Raw genomic sequence first — 16698 nt, forward strand, 5'->3', positions numbered from 1 at the left:
CCGCCGCGAAGTCCTCCAGATCACACCGGACCGCAGCCAACTCCCCACCCAGCACACCCGGTCAACGACACGACCAATCAAGAAGACACGCCACCACGAACCGCACATGACCAAGCACTACTAGCCAGCAGTGGCTCCGGTCCTACGTGCCTGTGGATATCACGAGGGGCTGGCGTTCGTGGCGAGCCACGGGGAGCGGGTTACGAACCGAGCCGGTTTCGAAGATCACGCCAGCCAGGGGCGAGGCGATGGTGCAGGCCAGTGCCGTGATTCCGTTGCGGGGGATTTGCGTGATCCCTATCCTCGTGCCCAACGCGTAGACGGAGACGAGGAGCCAAAGATCACGCGAGCAGAGAGAGCCGCCGGTAGCTGGGAAGGCGGACTCGCGCCCGAGGCGAAGACCCTCCCTTCTCGCCCGCTCCCTCGAGGGATCATGACGACGCCCCTGCGATGATCCATAACACGAGCCGCGTTTCTGGCCTCTGCGGTCAGGAGCCTGCTTCTGGCGGCTCCCCGTGCTCCAGGTAGGCAGTCAGGCCGTTCACTCGGGCCTCGATGCCTGCCGCGATTCGGCGCGCAAGGCGGGGGATGGTGAGTTCCGGCACCCGGTCGGTGTCGTGGAAGTCGTAGCCGCGGATCTCGTCCGCTTGCAGGGCGATCTGGCGGCGGCCCTCTGCGCTCAGGCGACCACCGTCGAAGAGGTAGAGGACCTTGTCTCCCTCTCCGGGGTTCGGTGCCCAGTCGACGACTAGCAGGCGGCCGATGTGCGGTGCGATGCCGAGTTCCTCCTGGACCTCACGCACGCAGGCTTGTCGGGGTGACTCCCCCTCCTCGACGTAGCCCCCTGGGATGTCGCGGTAGTCCTTGTAGGACGGCTCGACAAGGAGGACTCGATCGAATTCGTCGAAGAAGAGAGCGCCGGCTGCCATGCGGGGGCGGGCCATCTTCGCTTCGTGCTCGTTCTCGCTCACGGTTCGGACTCTAGCTGCCGGCGACGACGCCCAGTCTGCGGGCCAGGTCTGCCACGGGATGGGCCGGCCGGCCTCTGGTGCCGCGTATCCAGCCGATGACCAGTTCCCGGCTCAGGTAGTGGTGGCGCACCTGCTCGGGCGCGGCCTGTTCGGCGTCCAGCAAGACGGCCAGAGCTTCGTCGGTGCGGTTCCAGGAGCTCAGCGCCCTGGCGACTTCGAGGCTGTGTCGTACGCGCCGCTCCACCGGCAGGCCGGTCGTGTCGATTCGTGAGCCCAGATCTGCGGCGATCTGGATGTCGCCGAGTTCGCCGGCGGTGGCCACGCAGTGGATCGCCACGTTGGTCGGACCGAAGGCCGTCCACATGTGATTGGCGTCGGCGCCGAGTCTTTGCGCGGCCTCGTCGGCTTCGCGGAGGAAGGTTTGCGTGGTCGCCCGGTCATCCGCCCGCGCGGCAGCCATCGCGCCGGCGAGGAACAGCGTGCCGTACACCGAGAGGTACTCGTTATTGGCGTCGCCCAACTCCGGCTGCATGACGGCTGCCGCGTCGTTCACCAGCTGGACCGCGGCTGTGAAGCGGCCGGTGGCCAGGAGGCAGTGCGTGACTGCTCGGAAGAGCGAACCCGTAACCTCGCTGCGGCCGCTGGACTGCGCTGCTGCCAGGCCCCGGTCCGCGGCGATCCATGCCAGCTCGGGCTCTCCCAGCTTGCCCAGCACCATGGCCGCCCCGTGGTAGGCGAGAGCGAGCAGCGCGTGGGCTTCCTCCCCTTCGTGCCCCGAGTAGGCGCGGGACGCGGCGAGGGCATCGGCCAGGACAAGGGGGAGACGTCGAGTAGCAAAGCCGTACCGGGATGCCTGGTAGGCATCGAGCACATTGCGCACGTTGCCTCGAAGGTCCTGCAGGGCAGGTGGCTCATCCTCCGCTGCGAGGCTCAGTAAAGGGGTGAGCTGCTTGTAGTCCATGAGTGTTTCGCGCAGCGCAGGGACGGTCCGGCGCCCGCTGTCGGCCGACCACTCCATGAGGGTCGGCTCGGCAAGCAGGTCTCCGAGGGAGATGTCGAGCGCGTCGGCGAGTGAGGTGATCACCGAAAGGCGATCAAGCTCGATCCTGTTGTTCTCCGCCTTGCTCAGCCAGTCCGTCGTCCGGCCGACAAGGCCGGCCAGGACCTCTTGGGAGAGGCCGCGCCGACGCCGGTACCAGGCAACGCGCTCCCCGATGGTCAGGTTCTGTGTCATCCCGCGCATGTCCTGATCATCACCTCGTGGCCGAAGTGGACCCCGGAAGGATTTTCCGGGGTGCCCTGGGGTGCCCTGGCTACTGTCGCAGCAGACCGAGAACGCCGCAGGGCGATGCGAGCAACTCAGCCCGTGGCAAACGGCTTTGACCAAGGACATTCATCCGTCCCACCCGTCTTCCCCAGGCCGAGAGATCGGAGTTTGTCATGCGCGAAACCATCACGACCGAGGGTGGCTACCTGTCCATTGAGACGGGCACCGCCAAGCCCGGTGCGACCACGATCGTCGAGAGGAAGGGGCTCGGTCACCCGGACACCCTGGCCGACCACCTCGCCGAGCGACTGTCCCGCGCGTACAGCCGCTACGCCGTCGAGCGCTTCGGCGCGGTGCTGCACCACAACTTCGACAAGCTCGCCCTCCTCGGCGGTGCCAGCGAGGTCCGCTACGGCGCCGGCCTCATGACAGCCCCTGTGCGCGTCCTGGTCAACGGGCGGGCCGCGCCCATGTGCGGGGGCGAGAAGATCCCCGTCGAGGGGATCGTCGAGGCCGAGGTCAGGGCATTCTTCGCCGAGCGGCTCCCGGAGGTGTCGGAGCACCTCAACATCACCTTCAACATCACCAGCAACTCCAGCCCCGGAGCGGTCCTCACCGGTGACGCGGTGCCGGACCGCACCCGCTGGTTCAACCCCCGTTCCATCGACGACCTGCGTGAACGCCGGGTCCGGCTGTCGAACGACACATCCCTCGGAACCGGCTGGGCGCCGGAGAACCCCTTCGAGTCGTTCGTCCGCGAGCTGGTGGACCACTTCTCCGGGGCGAGCGACTTCACCCTCTCCCATGCCTGGTGCGGATCGGACGTGAAGCTCATGGGCTACTGGGACGGTGAGCAGGCGGACGTCGTCCTCTGCGTCCCACAGAAGTCGCGGCTCGTCGCCAGCCGCGCGGAGTACGTGCGGAACACCGAGAGCGTCCTCGCCGAGTGCCACCGGCTGGCCGGCCTCCGCCTGCCCGGAGCCGAGACGCGCTTCCGGCTCAACGCGCGCGACGTGCCGGAGAAGGACGAGCTGTACCTCACCTACACCGGCAGCTCGATCGAGTCCGGCGACGAGGGCGTCGTCGGCCGCGGCAACCGGGTCAACGGACTGATCACGCCACTGCGGCCGATGAACTTGGAGGGTGCCAACGGCAAGAACCCCGTCTACCACGTCGGCAAGCTCTACAACATCGCCGCCCAGCGCCTGGCCCAGCGGCTGCACGAGGCCACCGACGGGCACGCGGAGGTGCACCTCGTCAGCACCACTGGCCAGCGCCTCGATCAGCCGTGGCGGATCCTGGTCCGGCTGTCCTCCCCGGAGGTCGAGACTGACAAGGTCCAGGCGCTCGTCGCCGAATCCTTGGAGGGCTTCCCCGCCCTCACGGACGAGCTGGTCTCCGACGGGATCGTGCTGAGCTGATGGTGAAGCGGACGCTCGGCGAGGTCTCCGAGGAATGCCGGCGGCGGCTGGTCACGCACTACGGCCCGGGAGTCTCCGGCTGGCTCGACGCCGTGCCCACCTTGATGGAGCGCGCGGCGGAGCGCTGGAAGCTCACGCTAGGGGCTTACCACGACGCCGGACACGCCTCGGTGGTCGTCACGGCCGGAACCTTCGACGGGCGTCCGCTGCTTCTCAAGGCGTGGGCCGATCCCACCCGGTTCCGCAACGAGGTCACCGCCGTACGCCTGTGGGCGGGCGGGCCGACTACAGGCGTCGTCGAGGCGGCGGACGACCTGGCCGTGGCGGCCCTGGAGATGATCGGAGGCCGCCCCGGTGGCGACGAGCGGCCGCCTCGGGAACTGCAGACCGTGGCCGCCGCCCTCCAGGGCCTCCACACCATCGGCCGGCGCCAGCGCCGACCGCGTGAGCTTCCTTCCCTGACCTCGTACCTGCATCAGGAAGTACGTCCGAGGGTGCGCCGCCGTCTGGAATCGGTCGATGCCAGCCAATGGCAGGAGCATGTCGACGCGGCTCTCCCGGCCCTCGTGACCCTGGAGGAGGACGGCGGTCGGGCGACGGTCCTGCACGCGGATCTCTACCGCGAGAACGTGCTCTTCGACTGGCTGGGCCACCCTCGCCTGATCGACCCCCTCCCGATGGTGGGCGATGCGGCCTTCGACTGGGCCTTCTGGACCGTGTACTACGAGCTTGGACACGGCACGGACGCCCGCTTGGCCGCAGCCTCCCGGATCTCCCGCATCCCCGTGCCCGTCCTGGCGCCATGGTGCAGGGCCCTGGCCTTGGACGGCCTGCTCTTCTACCTCGACACCGGTGATGCGCGCGCGCCGAGGATGGCCGACGTCCTCGCATGGCTGTCGGCGCCGACCCCAAGGAACCGATCATGACGACGTACGTCCTCCGCCACGGACAGACGAACTACAGCCGGCGCTATCTCGTCAACGGCGATCCGACCAAGCCCATCCGCCTGAGCGAGGAAGGCCGCCGATCGCTGAACAGGGGATGGAGCAGTGTGCCCCTCCACAGCGTGAAGACGTGGCTGGCCAGCGAATTCCCCCGCGCTCAGCAGACCGCCAACCTGCTGATGGGAGTCCCCGGGCCGGAACTGATCACCGATCCTCGGCTGAACGGACTCGACTATGGGGAATTCGAGGGAAACCCGTTCCTGGAGTACGCCGTCTGGCTCGACGGCCATGGCGCCCACGAGCGCCCGCCGGGCGGGAGCGAGTCGCAGCGCGAGGGCATCCGCAGGATGCTCTCCGGGGTGCTCGCGGTCCTGGAGCATCCCGGCCCCCGCGTCCTGGTGGCCCACGGCCTGCTGGTCTCCGTGCTCCTGTGGCGCCGCGAACGGACTCCTGGCGGGGCCATGCCCCTCTTCTTCCCGGAAGCCCCGTACATCGAGCCCGTCGCCATCCCCGATAACGAGTTGCCGACACTCGTAGGGGCCCTGATGAACGATCTTGAAACTGGCGTTCTCGATCGCGCGGTCGGCTCCGGTGACAGGGAGGTAATGCGGATCGGCGAAGGGGCCGCGGTTGCTACCGTCGATCCCGTATCCCACCACTCGCCGGATCAGAAGGATCTTCCTCATGCATGATGCCCGCGCCCTGATTGAAATGGGTGCCGAAGCGGTTCGTCGGCTCGCTCGTCGCGGTTACTCTCTGGACCTGTCCGAGCTGGAGTCCCTCCAGTCTCGCCGCAACCAGAACATCCGCTCGGCCGATGAGCTGCGGGCGGTGTCCAAGCGGGTGGCGAGTGAGGTTCAGCAGACGGCCAAGCAGGGCGGCGACATCAGCAAGCTGAAGGAGCGCGCCCGCGAGATCAAGGAGCAGGTCCGCGACATCGAAGCGGGGCAGGAAGAGATCGAGGCCCAGCTCCGTGATCTGCTCCTGAGCATCCCGAATCTGCCGGACGACTCCGCGCCTGATGGCGACTCCGAGGAGTTCGCCATCGAGATCCGGCGCGTCGGCACGCCTCCCGCGTTTCCGTTCGAGCCCAAGGACCACGTCGATCTCGGAGAGGCCACGGGCATCCTCGACTTCGGCCGCGCGACGAAGCTGTCCGGCCCGCGCTTCGCGGTCTCCCGCGGCGCCGGCGCCGCGCTGGAGCGGGCCCTGGCCACGCTCTTCCTCGACCTCCACACCCGCCGCCACGGGTACACCGAGTACGCGGTCCCCTACCTGGTCACCCGCAAGACCATGACCGGCACCGGACAGCTCCCGAAGTTCGAGGAGGACCTGTTCAAGACCGGCGTCGCCGACCGCGAGCTCTTCCTCATCCCGACGGCCGAGGTTCCGCTGACCAACCTCTACGCGGACGAGATCATCCCGCCCGCCGAGCTGCCGCTCGCGTTCACGGCGCACACTCCGTGCTTCCGGTCCGAGGCCGGCTCGTACGGCCGCGACACCCGCGGTCTGATCCGCCAGCACCAGTTCGCCAAGGTCGAGATGGTCAAGATCGTCGATCCGGAGACGGCGGACGCCGAGCTGGAGGAGATGGTCGGCCACGCCGAGGCGTGCCTCAAGGAGCTCGGCCTCGCCTACCGGGTCATCAAGCTGCCCGCCGGCGACACCGGCTTCTCCGCACAGCTCACGTACGACCTCGAGGTCTGGATCCCGAGCCAGAACACGTACCGCGAGATCTCCTCGGTCTCCAACTTCGGAACCTTCCAGGCCCGCCGGGCGAACATCCGGACCCGTGGCGAGGACGGCAAGCCCAAGCTCGTCGCCACCCTCAACGGCTCCGGTCTGCCCGTCGGCCGCACCCTGGCCGCGCTCCTTGAGCAGTGCCAGCAGCAGGACGGCTCGATCGTCCTGCCCGAATCACTCTTCCCGTATCTCGGCTTCCGCCGTATCTCGGCGGACGGATCACCGGAGGCATAACGTGCTCGTCGGCGTCTGCGACTTCCCTGGTAGCTACGCCTTTCCACCCGCCGGATACGGCGGGATCGAACGATGGCTGTGGGCGGTCGCCGTAGGCGCCCGAGCCGCAGGCGCCGACGTACACCTCCTCGGGCCGGGCTGGCTCACGGACCTGGAACACGACTGGGTCCGCAAGCCGGTCCGCCTGGAGGACGTCTCCACCGGATCGCTCGCCGAGCGCGAGCTGCGCGACACGGAGTACGACCTCCTGGTCGTCGGCCACGAGTACCCGTCGCTTCCCGCGTGGACGCGCACCTGGAACGAGCTGGACTGCGACGTCGCCACCTTCCAGCACTCGCCCGTCTTCCAGCACACCGCCACCGCCTTCGACGGCCAGCGCTCGCGGCTCTACTGCTACTCGCCCGAGATGATCGAACGGTACGCGGATCACCGGCCGATCCCTGAGCTCGCCGTCCATCTCGGCCTCGACGAGGAGGAGCCGCCGGCCACCGCGGGCACCGATCTCGTCTGGCTCGGCCGGATCGACGAGGAGAAGGCACCGCACATCGCCGTGCGGGCATCCCAGATCCTCGGTCGTCGCATTCGGATCGTCGGCCCAGTCTTCGACGAGGCGTACGTGCGACGCCACGAACGGCTCTTCAGCGCCGACCACGTGAAGTGGATCGGCGAACTCGGCGGTCCTGCCAAGACCGCAGCCATCGCCGACGCCTCGGTCTTCGTCTACACGTACGCCCGCAAGTACGTGGAAGCCGGTGCCGCGGTCTTCGGAGAATCCCTCCGCGCCGGCACCCCCATGGCCGCCCTGACCTGGCGCGAAGGAACCTGCGCCGACGCCGCCCTGTGCGACGAGACGGGCGCGGTCGCGGTCGTCGACCCCAGGGAGGAGGACGAGACCGCAGCGCGAAGGCTCGCCGATGCGATCGAACAGGCGGAAAGCCTCGACCATCAGCGTGTCCAGGCGATCGGAATGCAGCGCTTCGACCCGGCGCGCCATTTCCAGGCGATGTCGGCCCGATCGTGCTGACCCGCACCGCCGACACCGTCGGAGACGACCTGGCCCAGCGAATACCCGGCGTACTGAGCGCCGCGTTAGGCCCTCACTGGACGTTCATCGCCGACGGCCCCCACATTGAGATTCTTCACCCGCACCGGGGAAGCCCCTACGAGCCGCCACGCAGATCACCCACGTGGAGGGAGATCCTCGACTCCTTGGAAGCCGGCTTCGCGCGGGATGGCGCCCCACGTGACGCCTGCCTCCCACTCCGATGGGGCAGGGAGACCGAACTGACGATCTCCGCTATCCAGGCCCTGGATCCGGTCCTCAAGGACGGCCAACCCCGCACGTATCGAAGCGGATTCATCCCGCAGCCGGTCGTCCGCTTCACCGGCCAACGGGACGGGGAAGGCCAGTTGATGGACGGCTTTCTGACCTCCTTCGTCAACGTCTCCCGAGTCCAACCCATAGGCGACCTTGACGAGTACGGCGCCATACTCGACGGCTGGCTGACCGTCCTCTCCCAACTCGGTTTCCACGCACGGCACTTGAGCATCTACGGAGCGCTCACCCCGTGGCGCCGACGGCAGGTCGAAGGCATCACACTGCGCTTCCGCCATCTTGACCTCACCCTCGGCGACATCGTCCTCCTGTGGAACACGGATCACCCGGACCGGATGGCCGTTGACCTCGGCACTGGGCTGGAACGCCTGGCCTGGGCGCGTACCAGGGCGAGCTGGCACCCCCTGATCTTTGGGCGCTTCGCACAGATTGCGACACCACCGACGCTGGATGCCATCCGTACCGCCACACTCCTGCTCGGCCACGGGATCGCCCCAGCAGCTCGGGGTGCAGGCGGAATCACACGGCGTGTCATAGGCGCTATCGATCCCGAAGCCGCCCGCCTCGGCGTCAGCGCCATGGTTCGAGCCGCCTACGACTACTGGTCGCTCTTCGGTGCCTTGCGTGCTCCGTGGCCGGAGATCGCTCGTGTCATCGAGGGAGAGGGAGAGGCGGCGCGCTCGGCCCTGGCGGCCTAGAAGTTGCGTGCAGCGCTTGTTCTCGCCCCAAGCCTCGAAACGGCTGAAGCTGGTAGGTCGAGCCGTAAACACGCAGGTCGAGCGATGAGCGACTGATGGGGTGCGGGGTTCTTCTGACCGAAAACCCATCACTCCGGGTGATCGACTTCTTACATGCTGTCGGTGGCGCGTGCTGTCATACGACCGGCGCGGAGATGCACCAACGGTCCTGGATAGAGGGGGAATTCCTTCATGGCGGTTCAGCTTGCGGACCACGTACGGGATGACGTCCCGGTGTGGACGCAGACACGGTGGCATGTGGGACCAACCGCGGCAGGCGGTGCCACATGCAAGGCGCGCCTGTCTGCTTCCTCCACCTCGGCGCAGCTGGGCGAGACTCGATGAGCCGCCGCCCGGCGCGGCGAACTGCACGGCGTCGACGGGTCAGCCGTTCCAAGAGACAGGACGAACAGATCGTTCTGGTATTCGGTGCCGTGGCGGTGATGGGCTTGATTGCCGCCGTCGTGCAGTGGCTGCTCACGCACTGGTGGGTTCTCGTCCTCGCGGCCGTCGTCGCCGTGGTCATCGGTGGCTTCTGGTACCAGAGGGCCAAGCAGAGGGCGGAATGGGCACGCGTCCGCGCGGCAGCCCTGCGGCTGAGGATCGCTGAGCTGGACGCGCTGGATCACCGCGCGTTCGAGTTTGCCGTACGGGACCTGATGCGCCGCGACGGGTGCGACGCCGAGCAGCTGGGTGGCGCCGGGGACAACGCGTGCGACGTGCGCGCAGTCGACCCCGCTGGCCGAGTCTGGGCGATCCAGTGCAAGCACCGCCGTGACGGGGATCGAGGCTCTGCTGTGGGCGTCGGGGTACTGCAGCAGGTCAACGGCACTGCACGCCAGATCCACGGTGCGGACGTCGCGGTCGTCCTCACCAACGGCCGCTTCTCCTCAAAGGCGATCCCCTGGGGTAACCAGCACCGAATCCACCTCGTCGACCGCCGTGTGCTCAGTGAGTGGGCTGCGGGATCCCGGCCCTTGTGGGACCTGCTTGACCGCATCCCACCACCGCGCCGCCCTTCGGCGCTGTCCTGATGCTTCGGAACGTGATGCAGGAAAGATGTCTGATGAATTGCCTGCCAGGAGGGCGTGCAGCGTGATCTTGACCATCAACATGGCGGTCCTGCTGGCCGTCATCATCGTCCTGCGCCTTCGTCGACGTACCCAGGCCCGAAGCCGGTTAGATGAGAAGGCGACCGTCATCATTGTGCTCGTTTTCGGAGTGCTGGTTGCTCCGACAGCCTTCGGTCAGGGCGTCTTAGACATAGTGACCCAACTTGCGCGCGGCATCTCACAGTCCGGCAGCCCCTGATGCTTCCCGGGCATGCCGTTGCCGCAGTCGGCATACGCGCCGGTTGCGGCAAGGTCGAACCTCCGCCTCGCCCATGCCACGTCCTGAGTGTGGGATCGGGGCCGGCCGCCCGCGCCAGAGGTTTGCGGAGAGGTAGCGGTTGCTGCGCTGGCGGAGGTGGTGGCGAAGTCGGTGGTGGCATGAGCAATCGCTCTCGGGGCTGACGGCGGCGCTCCAGCCCCGAGAGCGTGCAATGGCTCAGTCCAGGGTGATCAGGCGCTGGGCCACGAAACGGACTTCGGGTGCAAGACCCCCGAGGATGTCGCGGGTGAGCTGAGTGCCGGGCCGGGCGGCGAGGTCCTGGACGGCGGTCCAGTTCTCGGTGATCAGTTGGAGAGCGTGCTGGGCCCGGTCGATGGTGTCCTGCCGGTGGTCGAGGAACTCTTCGGCGCGCTGGTGTGCCTGGCCCCATGTGATGTCGCCGCGTTCGACGAGCTCGGCCAGAGGCGGGGTGGTGTCGCCGTCCGCGAGGCGCAGGGTGTCGGCATCGATCACGTGCTGCCGGAGCCGTTCCGTCTCCAGCCGCTCGTCCAGTTCCGCCGTGGCGTCTTCGAAGGTGATGAGGCCCTCGGTGACCTGTGCGGCGAGGTCGGGGGCGTGCTCGCGAAGGCGGTCGCACTGGGCCTTAAGGGCGCAGTCCGGTCTCTCTGCTCGCGGGCGGCGTTGTAGGCGGCGTCGAGGCCGAGTGTGCCGACGCGGACTTGTTCGGCCATGTGAGGGGCGTGCTTGAGGACGGTGGCCGCGTTCGACAGGCGGGCGAGGCTGAGGCCATGGTGCTTGGCCTGGTCCCGCAGGGAGTGTTCCGAAACGGAACAGGCCATGGCGGTGATCATTGCCTGCTGGCCCTTGCTGATGTGCCGGCGGAACAGATTGCCGGACATGATCAGTCTCATGTGATCGGTGCCGTTGTACGTGGTGAAGCGGGGTTCGACGTCAGCGATCTTGCAGGCGGCGAGACGGTTTCGGCCGTCGAGAAGGACGCCGTCGGTGTCGAGGACGGTCGGCTCGTGCTGGCCCTCGGTCCTGATCGACTCGGCGAGGTCGAGCAGTTCGTCCCGGTCGAGCATCGGGAACAGGTCGGCGGCGGGATGGATCTTCAGGGCGGGCTCCTTGTTGTCGGCTGCGGTGGTGGAGGTGTGTGGCTGTCGGGTGGCTGCCATAGGGCTCCTTGTGGCTGTCAGCGACGTCGGTGGTGCTGGACCGTGGGGGTCGTGGGTGTGGTGGTGGGTTGGGGGTTTCAGGTCTGGTGTGCGCCGGGCGCGGGCGCCATGGTGGAGCGGCTGCGGGCGGCTTCGGCGCGGGGGTTGGGTGCGGGGTTGCGGCTGGTGTGCTGGATGCGGGTGATCAGGACGCGGGCGTGGCCGCCGGCTTCGGCGTCGGCGTCGGCGAGGACGGTGGCGAGGGCCGGCCAGGCGGGGTCGGTGAGGATGCGGTCGGCGTGGTCGGGGACGGCGGCCCGTACGTCATGGGCTAGGGTCCGGCGGGCCTGATCGTTCGGCTGACGGTTGGCGAGGCTGTCGACGACGGGCGTGAGGGCTCGGTCGGCGGCGGCCTGGATGTGGTGGAGGGTCTGGCGGGCGGCTTCGGTCTGGTGGGCGTGGTTCTTCGCCTCGTGCCAGCGGGCGGCGACGATCGTGGCCCAGACGAGGGCGGCGAGCAGGGTTGCCAGGGCGCTTGCGTCGGGACCGGTGGCTGTGTGGGCGAGGTCTCGGGCCGCCTTGCGCAGGGTCGTGGTGGTCTGGTTCTCGGCGCGGATCTGGGAGCGCTGAGCGCGAGCAAATGCCTTTGAGGCTGCTCGTAGTTCGGGCTGGAGGTGGGCGGGTGCTTTCTGGGCGGTGGCTTCGATGAGTTCGCCGAGCGCGGTGATGTGAGCCTGAGCGTGGGCATCGTCGTCCATGCCGACGCGAAGGGTGTCGAGGGCGTCGATGGCCTGGTGCCAGGGGGTGGCAGGCTGGTCGCGGCGTGCGGTGGGGTGCTCCTCCGGCGCAGTGGTCTCCAAGCGTGCTTTGAGCTTGGGGAGGGTGAGGTCGGGGGCGATCTTGCCGCCGGGGTGGAAGATCTGTTCGCCGTCTTTGTTGAGGTCGCCGGGGCGGCCGACGGCGTAGCCGAGGAGGTCTCCGGACGGTCCGCGGCGGGGTTTGACCGCGATGTCCATGGCTTCGAGATAGGCGAGGAGTTCCTCGGCGCTGCCGGCGTGGGGGATGGCGGCGCGGATGCGGTCCTGGAGCCAGTCGCGGCTGGTCTGCTCCCAGCCGAGGCGCTGTGCCTTGTGCATCTCGGCCTGGGTGGGTCGGCGACCGGCGGTGCGGTCGCCCTTCTTCAGTTGGCGCAGGCCGTAGTCGGTCTCGATCTGGCGGCAGGCGTCGCCGACGCGGATGCCGCTGTCGTGGAGCCTGGGGCGGCGGCCGTCTTCGCGGACGGTGGTGGCGAGGATGTGGATGTGGTCGTCGGCGTGGCGTACGGCGATCCACCGGCAGCCCAGGCCGTCCCCGGCGGGTCGATGCCGGCGGCCTCGACGATCCGCTGGGCGATGTCGGCCCACTCCGTGTCGGTGAGGCGGCGGTCCTCGGGGGCGGTGCGGACGGGGCAGTGCCAGACGTGGTCGGTGACCCTCTTGCCGAACTCGCTGTTCCGAAGATGGACGGGCTCGTCGAGGTGGCGGGCGAGCTGGGTGAGCGTGGCGTCCGGGTCGCGGCCAGGGGGGTCGGGCATGGCGAAGCCGGCGACGATGTGCGGGTCGGCGTGTTCGTCGTGGCGGCCGGGGCCGTAGAGGTAGGCGAGCAGGCCACGGGTGTTGGACCCGGCCGGTTTTATGGCGGCGATCACGCGGCCAGACGACGACACCGTGGACGTCCTGAAGCGGCACCGTGCGCGGCAGGAGGCCGACCGCCAGAAGTGGGGCACCTCCTGAGTCGAGACGGGGCACGTCTTCACCCAGGAGGACGGCTCCTGGCTTCACCCGGGCAAGGTGACCGATCCCTTCGAGCGCCTCGTCGCCGCATCCGGACTCCCGCCGATCCGTCTGCACGACCTCCGCCACGGCGCCGCCACCCTGATGCTCGCCGCTGACATCGACATCAAGATCGTGTCGGACACCCTCGGTCAGAGCGTCCTGCCCCAGGTCGGCAGGAGCGCCGCCGAGGCGACCGCGAAGCTGGTCCCCCTTCAGCGCAAGGCCGAGGCCGAGAAGGCGGCACGCAAGGCCGCGAAGAAGGAGAAGGCCAAGAAGGCTGCGGCCAAGAACGCCGACAAGGCGAAGGGCGGCAAGCCGAAGACCAAGACGAAAGCCCAGGCCGAGGGCGCCAAGAAGGCCAAGCGCCCCAAGCCCCAGAAGTAGGTCCCCGACCGGCTCCGCTCACGCATCGCTCACGCAAGCAACGTCACGGCACCCAAGCCGTGTGGCGCGTCCCGCCTGAGCAACAGAAAACCCCAGGTCACGTGCTATGTGACCTGGGGTTTGATGGAGCCGCCTTCGGGATTCGAACCCGAGACCTACGCATTACGAGTGCGTTGCTCTGGCCATCTGAGCTAAGGCGGCGCGCTGCGCGCCTATGGTGCGATCAGCAACGTCGGTAAGTCTACACAGTTTCGCGGAGTGCTTCGTACCCGCCCCGGAAGCCTGGGTTCCGGGGCTCCGGGCTCCGGGGCGGGAGGGCGGGCAGGGCCGGCTACGAGCAGCGCTTGCCGTCCGTCGGTGGGGTGCCGTGCAGGAGGTAGGTGTTGATCGTGGAGTCGACGCAGCTGCTGCCGCGGCCGTAGGCGGTGTGGCCGTCGCCCTCGTAGGTGAGGAGGCGGCCGGAGGAGAGCTGGCCGGCCAGGGCCTCCGCCCAGCGGTAGGGGGTGGCCGGGTCGCGCGTGGTGCCGACCACGACGATCGGGGTGGCACCGGCCGCCTCGATGCGGTGCGGCTCGCCCGTGGGCTCCACCGGCCAGTACGCACAGTTCAGGGAGGCCCAGGCGAGGCCCTCACCGAAGACGGGGGACGCCTTCTCGAAGTCGGGGAGCGCGTCGCGCACCTCGTCCGGGGAGGAGAAGGCCGCGGGGAGGTCGAGGCAGTTCACCGCGGCGTTGGCGAACATCATGTTGCTGTAGCGTCCGTCGGTTTCGCGCTCGTAGTAGCTGTCGGACAGGGCCAGCAGGCCGGCGCCGTCGTTCTCGTTCATCGCCGAGGTCAGCGAATCGCGCAGCTGCTGCCAGGCGCCCTCGTCGTACATCGCCGCGATCACGCCCGTGGTGGCGAGGGACTCGGTGAGCCGACGGCCGTCCGCGTCGCCGGTGGGGACGGGCCGCGCGTCCAGCTTGCCGAAGAACGCCTTCAGGTTCTTGCCGACCTGGTCGGGGGACGTGCTCCGATCGCCGAGCGGGCAGTCCGGCTGACGTACGCAGTCCTTGGCGAAGGACCGGAACGCCGTCTCGAAGCCCGCCGTCTGCTCCAGGTTCAGCCGGCGTGCGGGCAGGGACGGGTCCATCGCGCCGTCCAGGACCAGGCGGCCCACCCGCTTCGGGAACAGACCGGCGTATGTCGCCCCCAGGAACGTGCCGTACGAGGCTCCGACATAGGTCAGCTTCGCGTCGCCCAGGACCGCCCGCAGTACGTCCATGTCCCGGGCCGCCTCCACGGTCGAGACGTGACGCAGCAGCTTCGGCGCGTCCGCTCCGCAGCCCTCGGCGAAGTCCTTGTAGGCGTCGACCAGCACGTCCGTCTCGCGCTCGTCGTCCGGGGTGACGTCCGTCTTCGTGTACGCGTCCATCTCGCGGCCGTCGAGGCACTCCACGGGCTCGCTGCGAGCCACGCCCCGTGGGTCGACCGCCACCATGTCGTACTGGGCGCGGATCTTCGCCGGGTAGCCGATGCCCGCGTACTGCTGGAGGTAGCCGATCGCCGAGCCGCCGGGGCCGCCCGGGTTCACCAGCAGCGAGCCCAGCCGCTTGCCCTCACCAGTGGCCTTCTTGCGGGCCACGGCGAGCCGGACGTCCCCCTCGGTCGGCTTCGCGTAGTCGAGCGGGGCCTTCATGGTGGCGCACTGGAAGCCGGGGACACCGCAGTCGCGCCAGCTCAGCTTCTGCTCGTAGTACGGCGACAGCGCGGAGGGCGTACCCTCCGGCAGCGCGGCCAAAGTGGTCTTCGCCGCCTCCGTCGACCCGGCGGCCTGTGCCGCCTTGGCCACCGAACCGGCGGACGACGACGCCCCCCCGGTCGAGCATGCGGTGGCGAGGAGCGCGGCGGCGAGGAGCGCGGCTCCGGCGGGGGTCCTGCCGATGCGTGGCCCGATGCCGAGTGTCTTGCTGGTGCGTGTCCTGCTGGTGCGTGTCCTGCGGTGAGTGCGCCTTGAGTGCATCCAGCGAGCGTAACTCTCCGCGATCACTCCGATGCGCTGCGTGCCCGACATGGCTCGTACGGGTTACGCCGTCAACCACGCCCCGGCCTCCCGGTCCGTCCGGAGGCTCAGCCCGATCTGAGTGCCATCGTCATCGCCTCCACCGCGAGCAGCGGCGGCACATTGCGGTCGAGGGCCTCCCCGCATGCGGCGATCGCCTCGATGCGGCGGAGCGTGGACTCCGGTGAGCTGCCGCCGGCGAGACGCTCCAGGGCGTCCTCCGCGTCGGTGTTGGCGATCGCCACCCGGGAGCCGAGCTGGAGGGCGAGAACGTCGCGGTAGAAAGCGGTGAGCTCGGCCAGCGCCAGGTCCAGGCTGTCGCGCTGCGTTCGCCTCCTGCGGCGCTTCTGGTCCTCCTCCAAGTCCTTCATCACGCCCGCCGTGCCGCGCGGCATCCGGCCGCCCTGGGCCGCGCCCAGCGCCGCCTTCAGTTCCTCGGTCTCCTTGGCGTCCCTCTCCTCGGCGAGCTCCTTGGCATCCGCGGCCGCCGCGTCGACCAGCTCCTGCGCCGCCCTGAGCGCGCCCCCGATGTCGTCGACCCGCAGCGGCAGCTTGAGCACGGCGGCCCGGCGCTCACGGGCGGCCGGGTCGGTGGCCAGGCGGCGGGCCCGGTCGACGTGGCCCTGGGTGGCACGGGCCGCCGCGGCGGCGACGTCCGGCTCGATCCCCTCGCGGCGTACGAGCATGTCGGCGACGGCCTCCACCGACGGCGTACGCAGGTTCAGGTGGCGACAGCGGGAGCGGATCGTGGGCAGGACGTCCTCGACGGACGGGGCGCACAGCAGCCACACCGTGCGGGGCGCGGGCTCCTCCACGGCCTTGAGGACGGCGTTGGCGGATCTCTCGTTCAGCCGCTCGGCGTCCTCGACGAGGATGACCTGCCAGCGGCCGTTCGCCGGCGAGGTGAACGACTTGCGGACGGTGTCCCGCATGTCGTCCACGAGGATCTGCGCGCCGACGGCGGCCACCGTGCTGACGTCCGCGTGGGTGCCGATGAGCGCCGTGTGGCATCCGTCGCAGAAACCGCAGCCGGGGACGCCGCCGAGCGCGCGGTCGGGGCTCACGCACTGGAGCGCGGCGGCGAAGGCCCGCGCCGTCTGTGTCACCCCCGCGCCGGGCGGTCCGGTGAACAGCCAGGCGTGCGTCATGCTCGACGCCTCGGGGAGCGGTCCGTCGGCCGCGGCGGCGGTGACGAAGGCGTCGGCGTCCCGAGCGGCGGCGGCGAGCCGCTCGCTCACTTTCTCCTGCCCGACGAGGTCGTCCCACACGGTCATGGGTCACGCCGTCCTTCCGTCACACTCCGCCGCACTCTGCGCC

General features: G+C 69.1%; 14 protein-coding genes, 1 tRNA gene and 2 pseudogenes. 9 read left to right on the forward strand and 8 right to left on the reverse strand.

What is annotated here, in order from left to right:
- Window positions 1-488: 488 nt before the first annotated feature.
- Together RM812_RS35415 and RM812_RS35420 are read right to left on the reverse strand one after the other, a co-directional pair.
- On the reverse strand, window positions 489-971 hold the full coding sequence (locus RM812_RS35415) for an NUDIX hydrolase (protein WP_311582753.1): 483 nt from the start codon (window positions 969-971) through the stop codon (window positions 489-491).
- 10 nt (window positions 972-981) lie between these two features.
- Entirely contained in the window at window positions 982-2205 is a 1224-nt protein-coding gene (locus RM812_RS35420) for a helix-turn-helix domain-containing protein (protein WP_311582860.1), read from the reverse strand.
- 206 nt (window positions 2206-2411) lie between these two features.
- Here RM812_RS35420 and RM812_RS35425 point away from each other — a divergent pair, with 206 nt between their 5' ends.
- The 8 genes from RM812_RS35425 to RM812_RS35460 all read left to right on the forward strand — a co-directional run bounded on the left by RM812_RS35425 (window position 2412) and on the right by RM812_RS35460 (window position 9964).
- Window positions 2412-3659 (forward strand): methionine adenosyltransferase, encoded by a 1248-nt coding sequence (locus RM812_RS35425; RefSeq protein ID WP_311582757.1) that lies wholly within the window; start codon window positions 2412-2414, stop codon window positions 3657-3659.
- Complete coding sequence (locus RM812_RS35430; RefSeq protein ID WP_311582760.1) at window positions 3659-4585, forward strand: phosphotransferase; 927 nt, start codon at window positions 3659-3661, stop codon at window positions 4583-4585. Before RM812_RS35425 ends, RM812_RS35430 begins: the two co-directional genes overlap by 1 nt.
- On the forward strand, window positions 4582-5295 hold the full coding sequence (locus tag RM812_RS35435) for a histidine phosphatase family protein (protein WP_311582762.1): 714 nt from the start codon (window positions 4582-4584) through the stop codon (window positions 5293-5295). The genes RM812_RS35430 and RM812_RS35435 overlap by 4 nt, the downstream gene beginning before the upstream one ends.
- The gene (serS, locus tag RM812_RS35440; protein WP_311582765.1) at window positions 5288-6580 is read left to right on the forward strand and encodes a serine--tRNA ligase; all 1293 of its coding nucleotides are present in this window, start codon (window positions 5288-5290) and stop codon (window positions 6578-6580) included. Before RM812_RS35435 ends, serS begins: the two co-directional genes overlap by 8 nt.
- A 1-nt stretch (window position 6581) precedes the next feature.
- Window positions 6582-7604, forward strand: coding sequence for a glycosyltransferase (locus tag RM812_RS35445; RefSeq protein WP_311582768.1), 1023 nt, complete (start codon window positions 6582-6584; stop codon window positions 7602-7604).
- A gap of 185 nt (window positions 7605-7789) precedes the next feature.
- Window positions 7790-8614: a hypothetical protein gene (locus RM812_RS35450; RefSeq protein ID WP_311582770.1), complete on the forward strand. Its 825-nt coding sequence runs from the start codon at window positions 7790-7792 to the stop codon at window positions 8612-8614.
- Between the two features lie 380 nt (window positions 8615-8994).
- The gene (locus tag RM812_RS35455; RefSeq protein ID WP_311582773.1) at window positions 8995-9687 is read left to right on the forward strand and encodes a restriction endonuclease; all 693 of its coding nucleotides are present in this window, start codon (window positions 8995-8997) and stop codon (window positions 9685-9687) included.
- A 25-nt stretch (window positions 9688-9712) separates the two neighbouring features.
- Window positions 9713-9964 (forward strand): hypothetical protein, encoded by a 252-nt coding sequence (locus RM812_RS35460; RefSeq protein WP_261366017.1) that lies wholly within the window; start codon window positions 9713-9715, stop codon window positions 9962-9964.
- A 237-nt stretch (window positions 9965-10201) separates the two neighbouring features.
- Here the strand turns inward: RM812_RS35460 and RM812_RS35465 are convergent, their stop codons facing one another.
- The 3 genes and pseudogenes from RM812_RS35465 to RM812_RS35475 form a co-directional block, all read right to left on the reverse strand.
- Window positions 10202-10498: a hypothetical protein gene (locus RM812_RS35465; RefSeq protein ID WP_311582776.1), complete on the reverse strand. Its 297-nt coding sequence runs from the start codon at window positions 10496-10498 to the stop codon at window positions 10202-10204.
- Window positions 10495-11163 (reverse strand): ParB N-terminal domain-containing protein, encoded by a 669-nt coding sequence (locus RM812_RS35470; RefSeq protein ID WP_311582779.1) that lies wholly within the window; start codon window positions 11161-11163, stop codon window positions 10495-10497. Before RM812_RS35470 ends, RM812_RS35465 begins: the two co-directional genes overlap by 4 nt.
- Before the next feature lie 77 nt (window positions 11164-11240).
- Window positions 11241-12829, reverse strand: a pseudogene (locus tag RM812_RS35475) (relaxase/mobilization nuclease domain-containing protein).
- 7 nt (window positions 12830-12836) lie between these two features.
- On the opposite strand from RM812_RS35475, the pseudogene RM812_RS35480 reads away from it, so the two are divergent.
- Window positions 12837-13340: pseudogene (locus RM812_RS35480) on the forward strand (tyrosine-type recombinase/integrase); the annotation flags it as partial.
- A 124-nt stretch (window positions 13341-13464) separates the two neighbouring features.
- Here RM812_RS35480 and RM812_RS35485 read toward each other — a convergent pair.
- The 3 genes from RM812_RS35485 to RM812_RS35495 form a co-directional block, all read right to left on the reverse strand.
- Window positions 13465-13541, reverse strand: a tRNA-Thr gene (locus RM812_RS35485).
- A gap of 130 nt (window positions 13542-13671) precedes the next feature.
- Window positions 13672-15342, reverse strand: a complete 1671-nt coding sequence (locus tag RM812_RS35490; protein ID WP_311582782.1) for an alpha/beta hydrolase — start codon at window positions 15340-15342, stop codon at window positions 13672-13674.
- A gap of 107 nt (window positions 15343-15449) precedes the next feature.
- Window positions 15450-16655 carry a DNA polymerase III subunit delta' gene (locus RM812_RS35495; protein ID WP_311582785.1) on the reverse strand — a complete coding sequence of 402 codons (1206 nt, stop codon included), beginning with the start codon at window positions 16653-16655 and terminating at the stop codon, window positions 15450-15452.
- Between the last annotated feature and the right edge of the window lie 43 nt (window positions 16656-16698).

It is taken from the genome of Streptomyces lancefieldiae (assembly GCF_031845825.1).
GTDB lineage: Bacteria > Actinomycetota > Actinomycetes > Streptomycetales > Streptomycetaceae > Streptomyces > Streptomyces lancefieldiae.

What these genes read in the sequence shown, in the direction of transcription:
- RM812_RS35460 (WP_261366017.1), top strand. Translation starts at nt 9,713, where the DNA reads ATGTCTGATGAATTGCCTGCCAGGAGGGCGTGCAGCGTGATCTTGACC.
- RM812_RS35495 (WP_311582785.1), bottom strand. Translation starts at nt 16,655, where the DNA reads ATGACCGTGTGGGACGACCTCGTCGGGCAGGAGAAAGTGAGCGAGCGG.
- RM812_RS35455 (WP_311582773.1), top strand. Translation starts at nt 8,995, where the DNA reads ATGAGCCGCCGCCCGGCGCGGCGAACTGCACGGCGTCGACGGGTCAGC.
- RM812_RS35420 (WP_311582860.1), bottom strand. Translation starts at nt 2,205, where the DNA reads ATGACACAGAACCTGACCATCGGGGAGCGCGTTGCCTGGTACCGGCGT.
- RM812_RS35470 (WP_311582779.1), bottom strand. Translation starts at nt 11,163, where the DNA reads ATGGCAGCCACCCGACAGCCACACACCTCCACCACCGCAGCCGACAAC.
- RM812_RS35435 (WP_311582762.1), top strand. Translation starts at nt 4,582, where the DNA reads ATGACGACGTACGTCCTCCGCCACGGACAGACGAACTACAGCCGGCGC.
- serS (WP_311582765.1), top strand. Translation starts at nt 5,288, where the DNA reads ATGCATGATGCCCGCGCCCTGATTGAAATGGGTGCCGAAGCGGTTCGT.
- RM812_RS35490 (WP_311582782.1), bottom strand. Translation starts at nt 15,342, where the DNA reads ATGCACTCAAGGCGCACTCACCGCAGGACACGCACCAGCAGGACACGC.
- RM812_RS35425 (WP_311582757.1), top strand. Translation starts at nt 2,412, where the DNA reads ATGCGCGAAACCATCACGACCGAGGGTGGCTACCTGTCCATTGAGACG.
- RM812_RS35430 (WP_311582760.1), top strand. Translation starts at nt 3,659, where the DNA reads ATGGTGAAGCGGACGCTCGGCGAGGTCTCCGAGGAATGCCGGCGGCGG.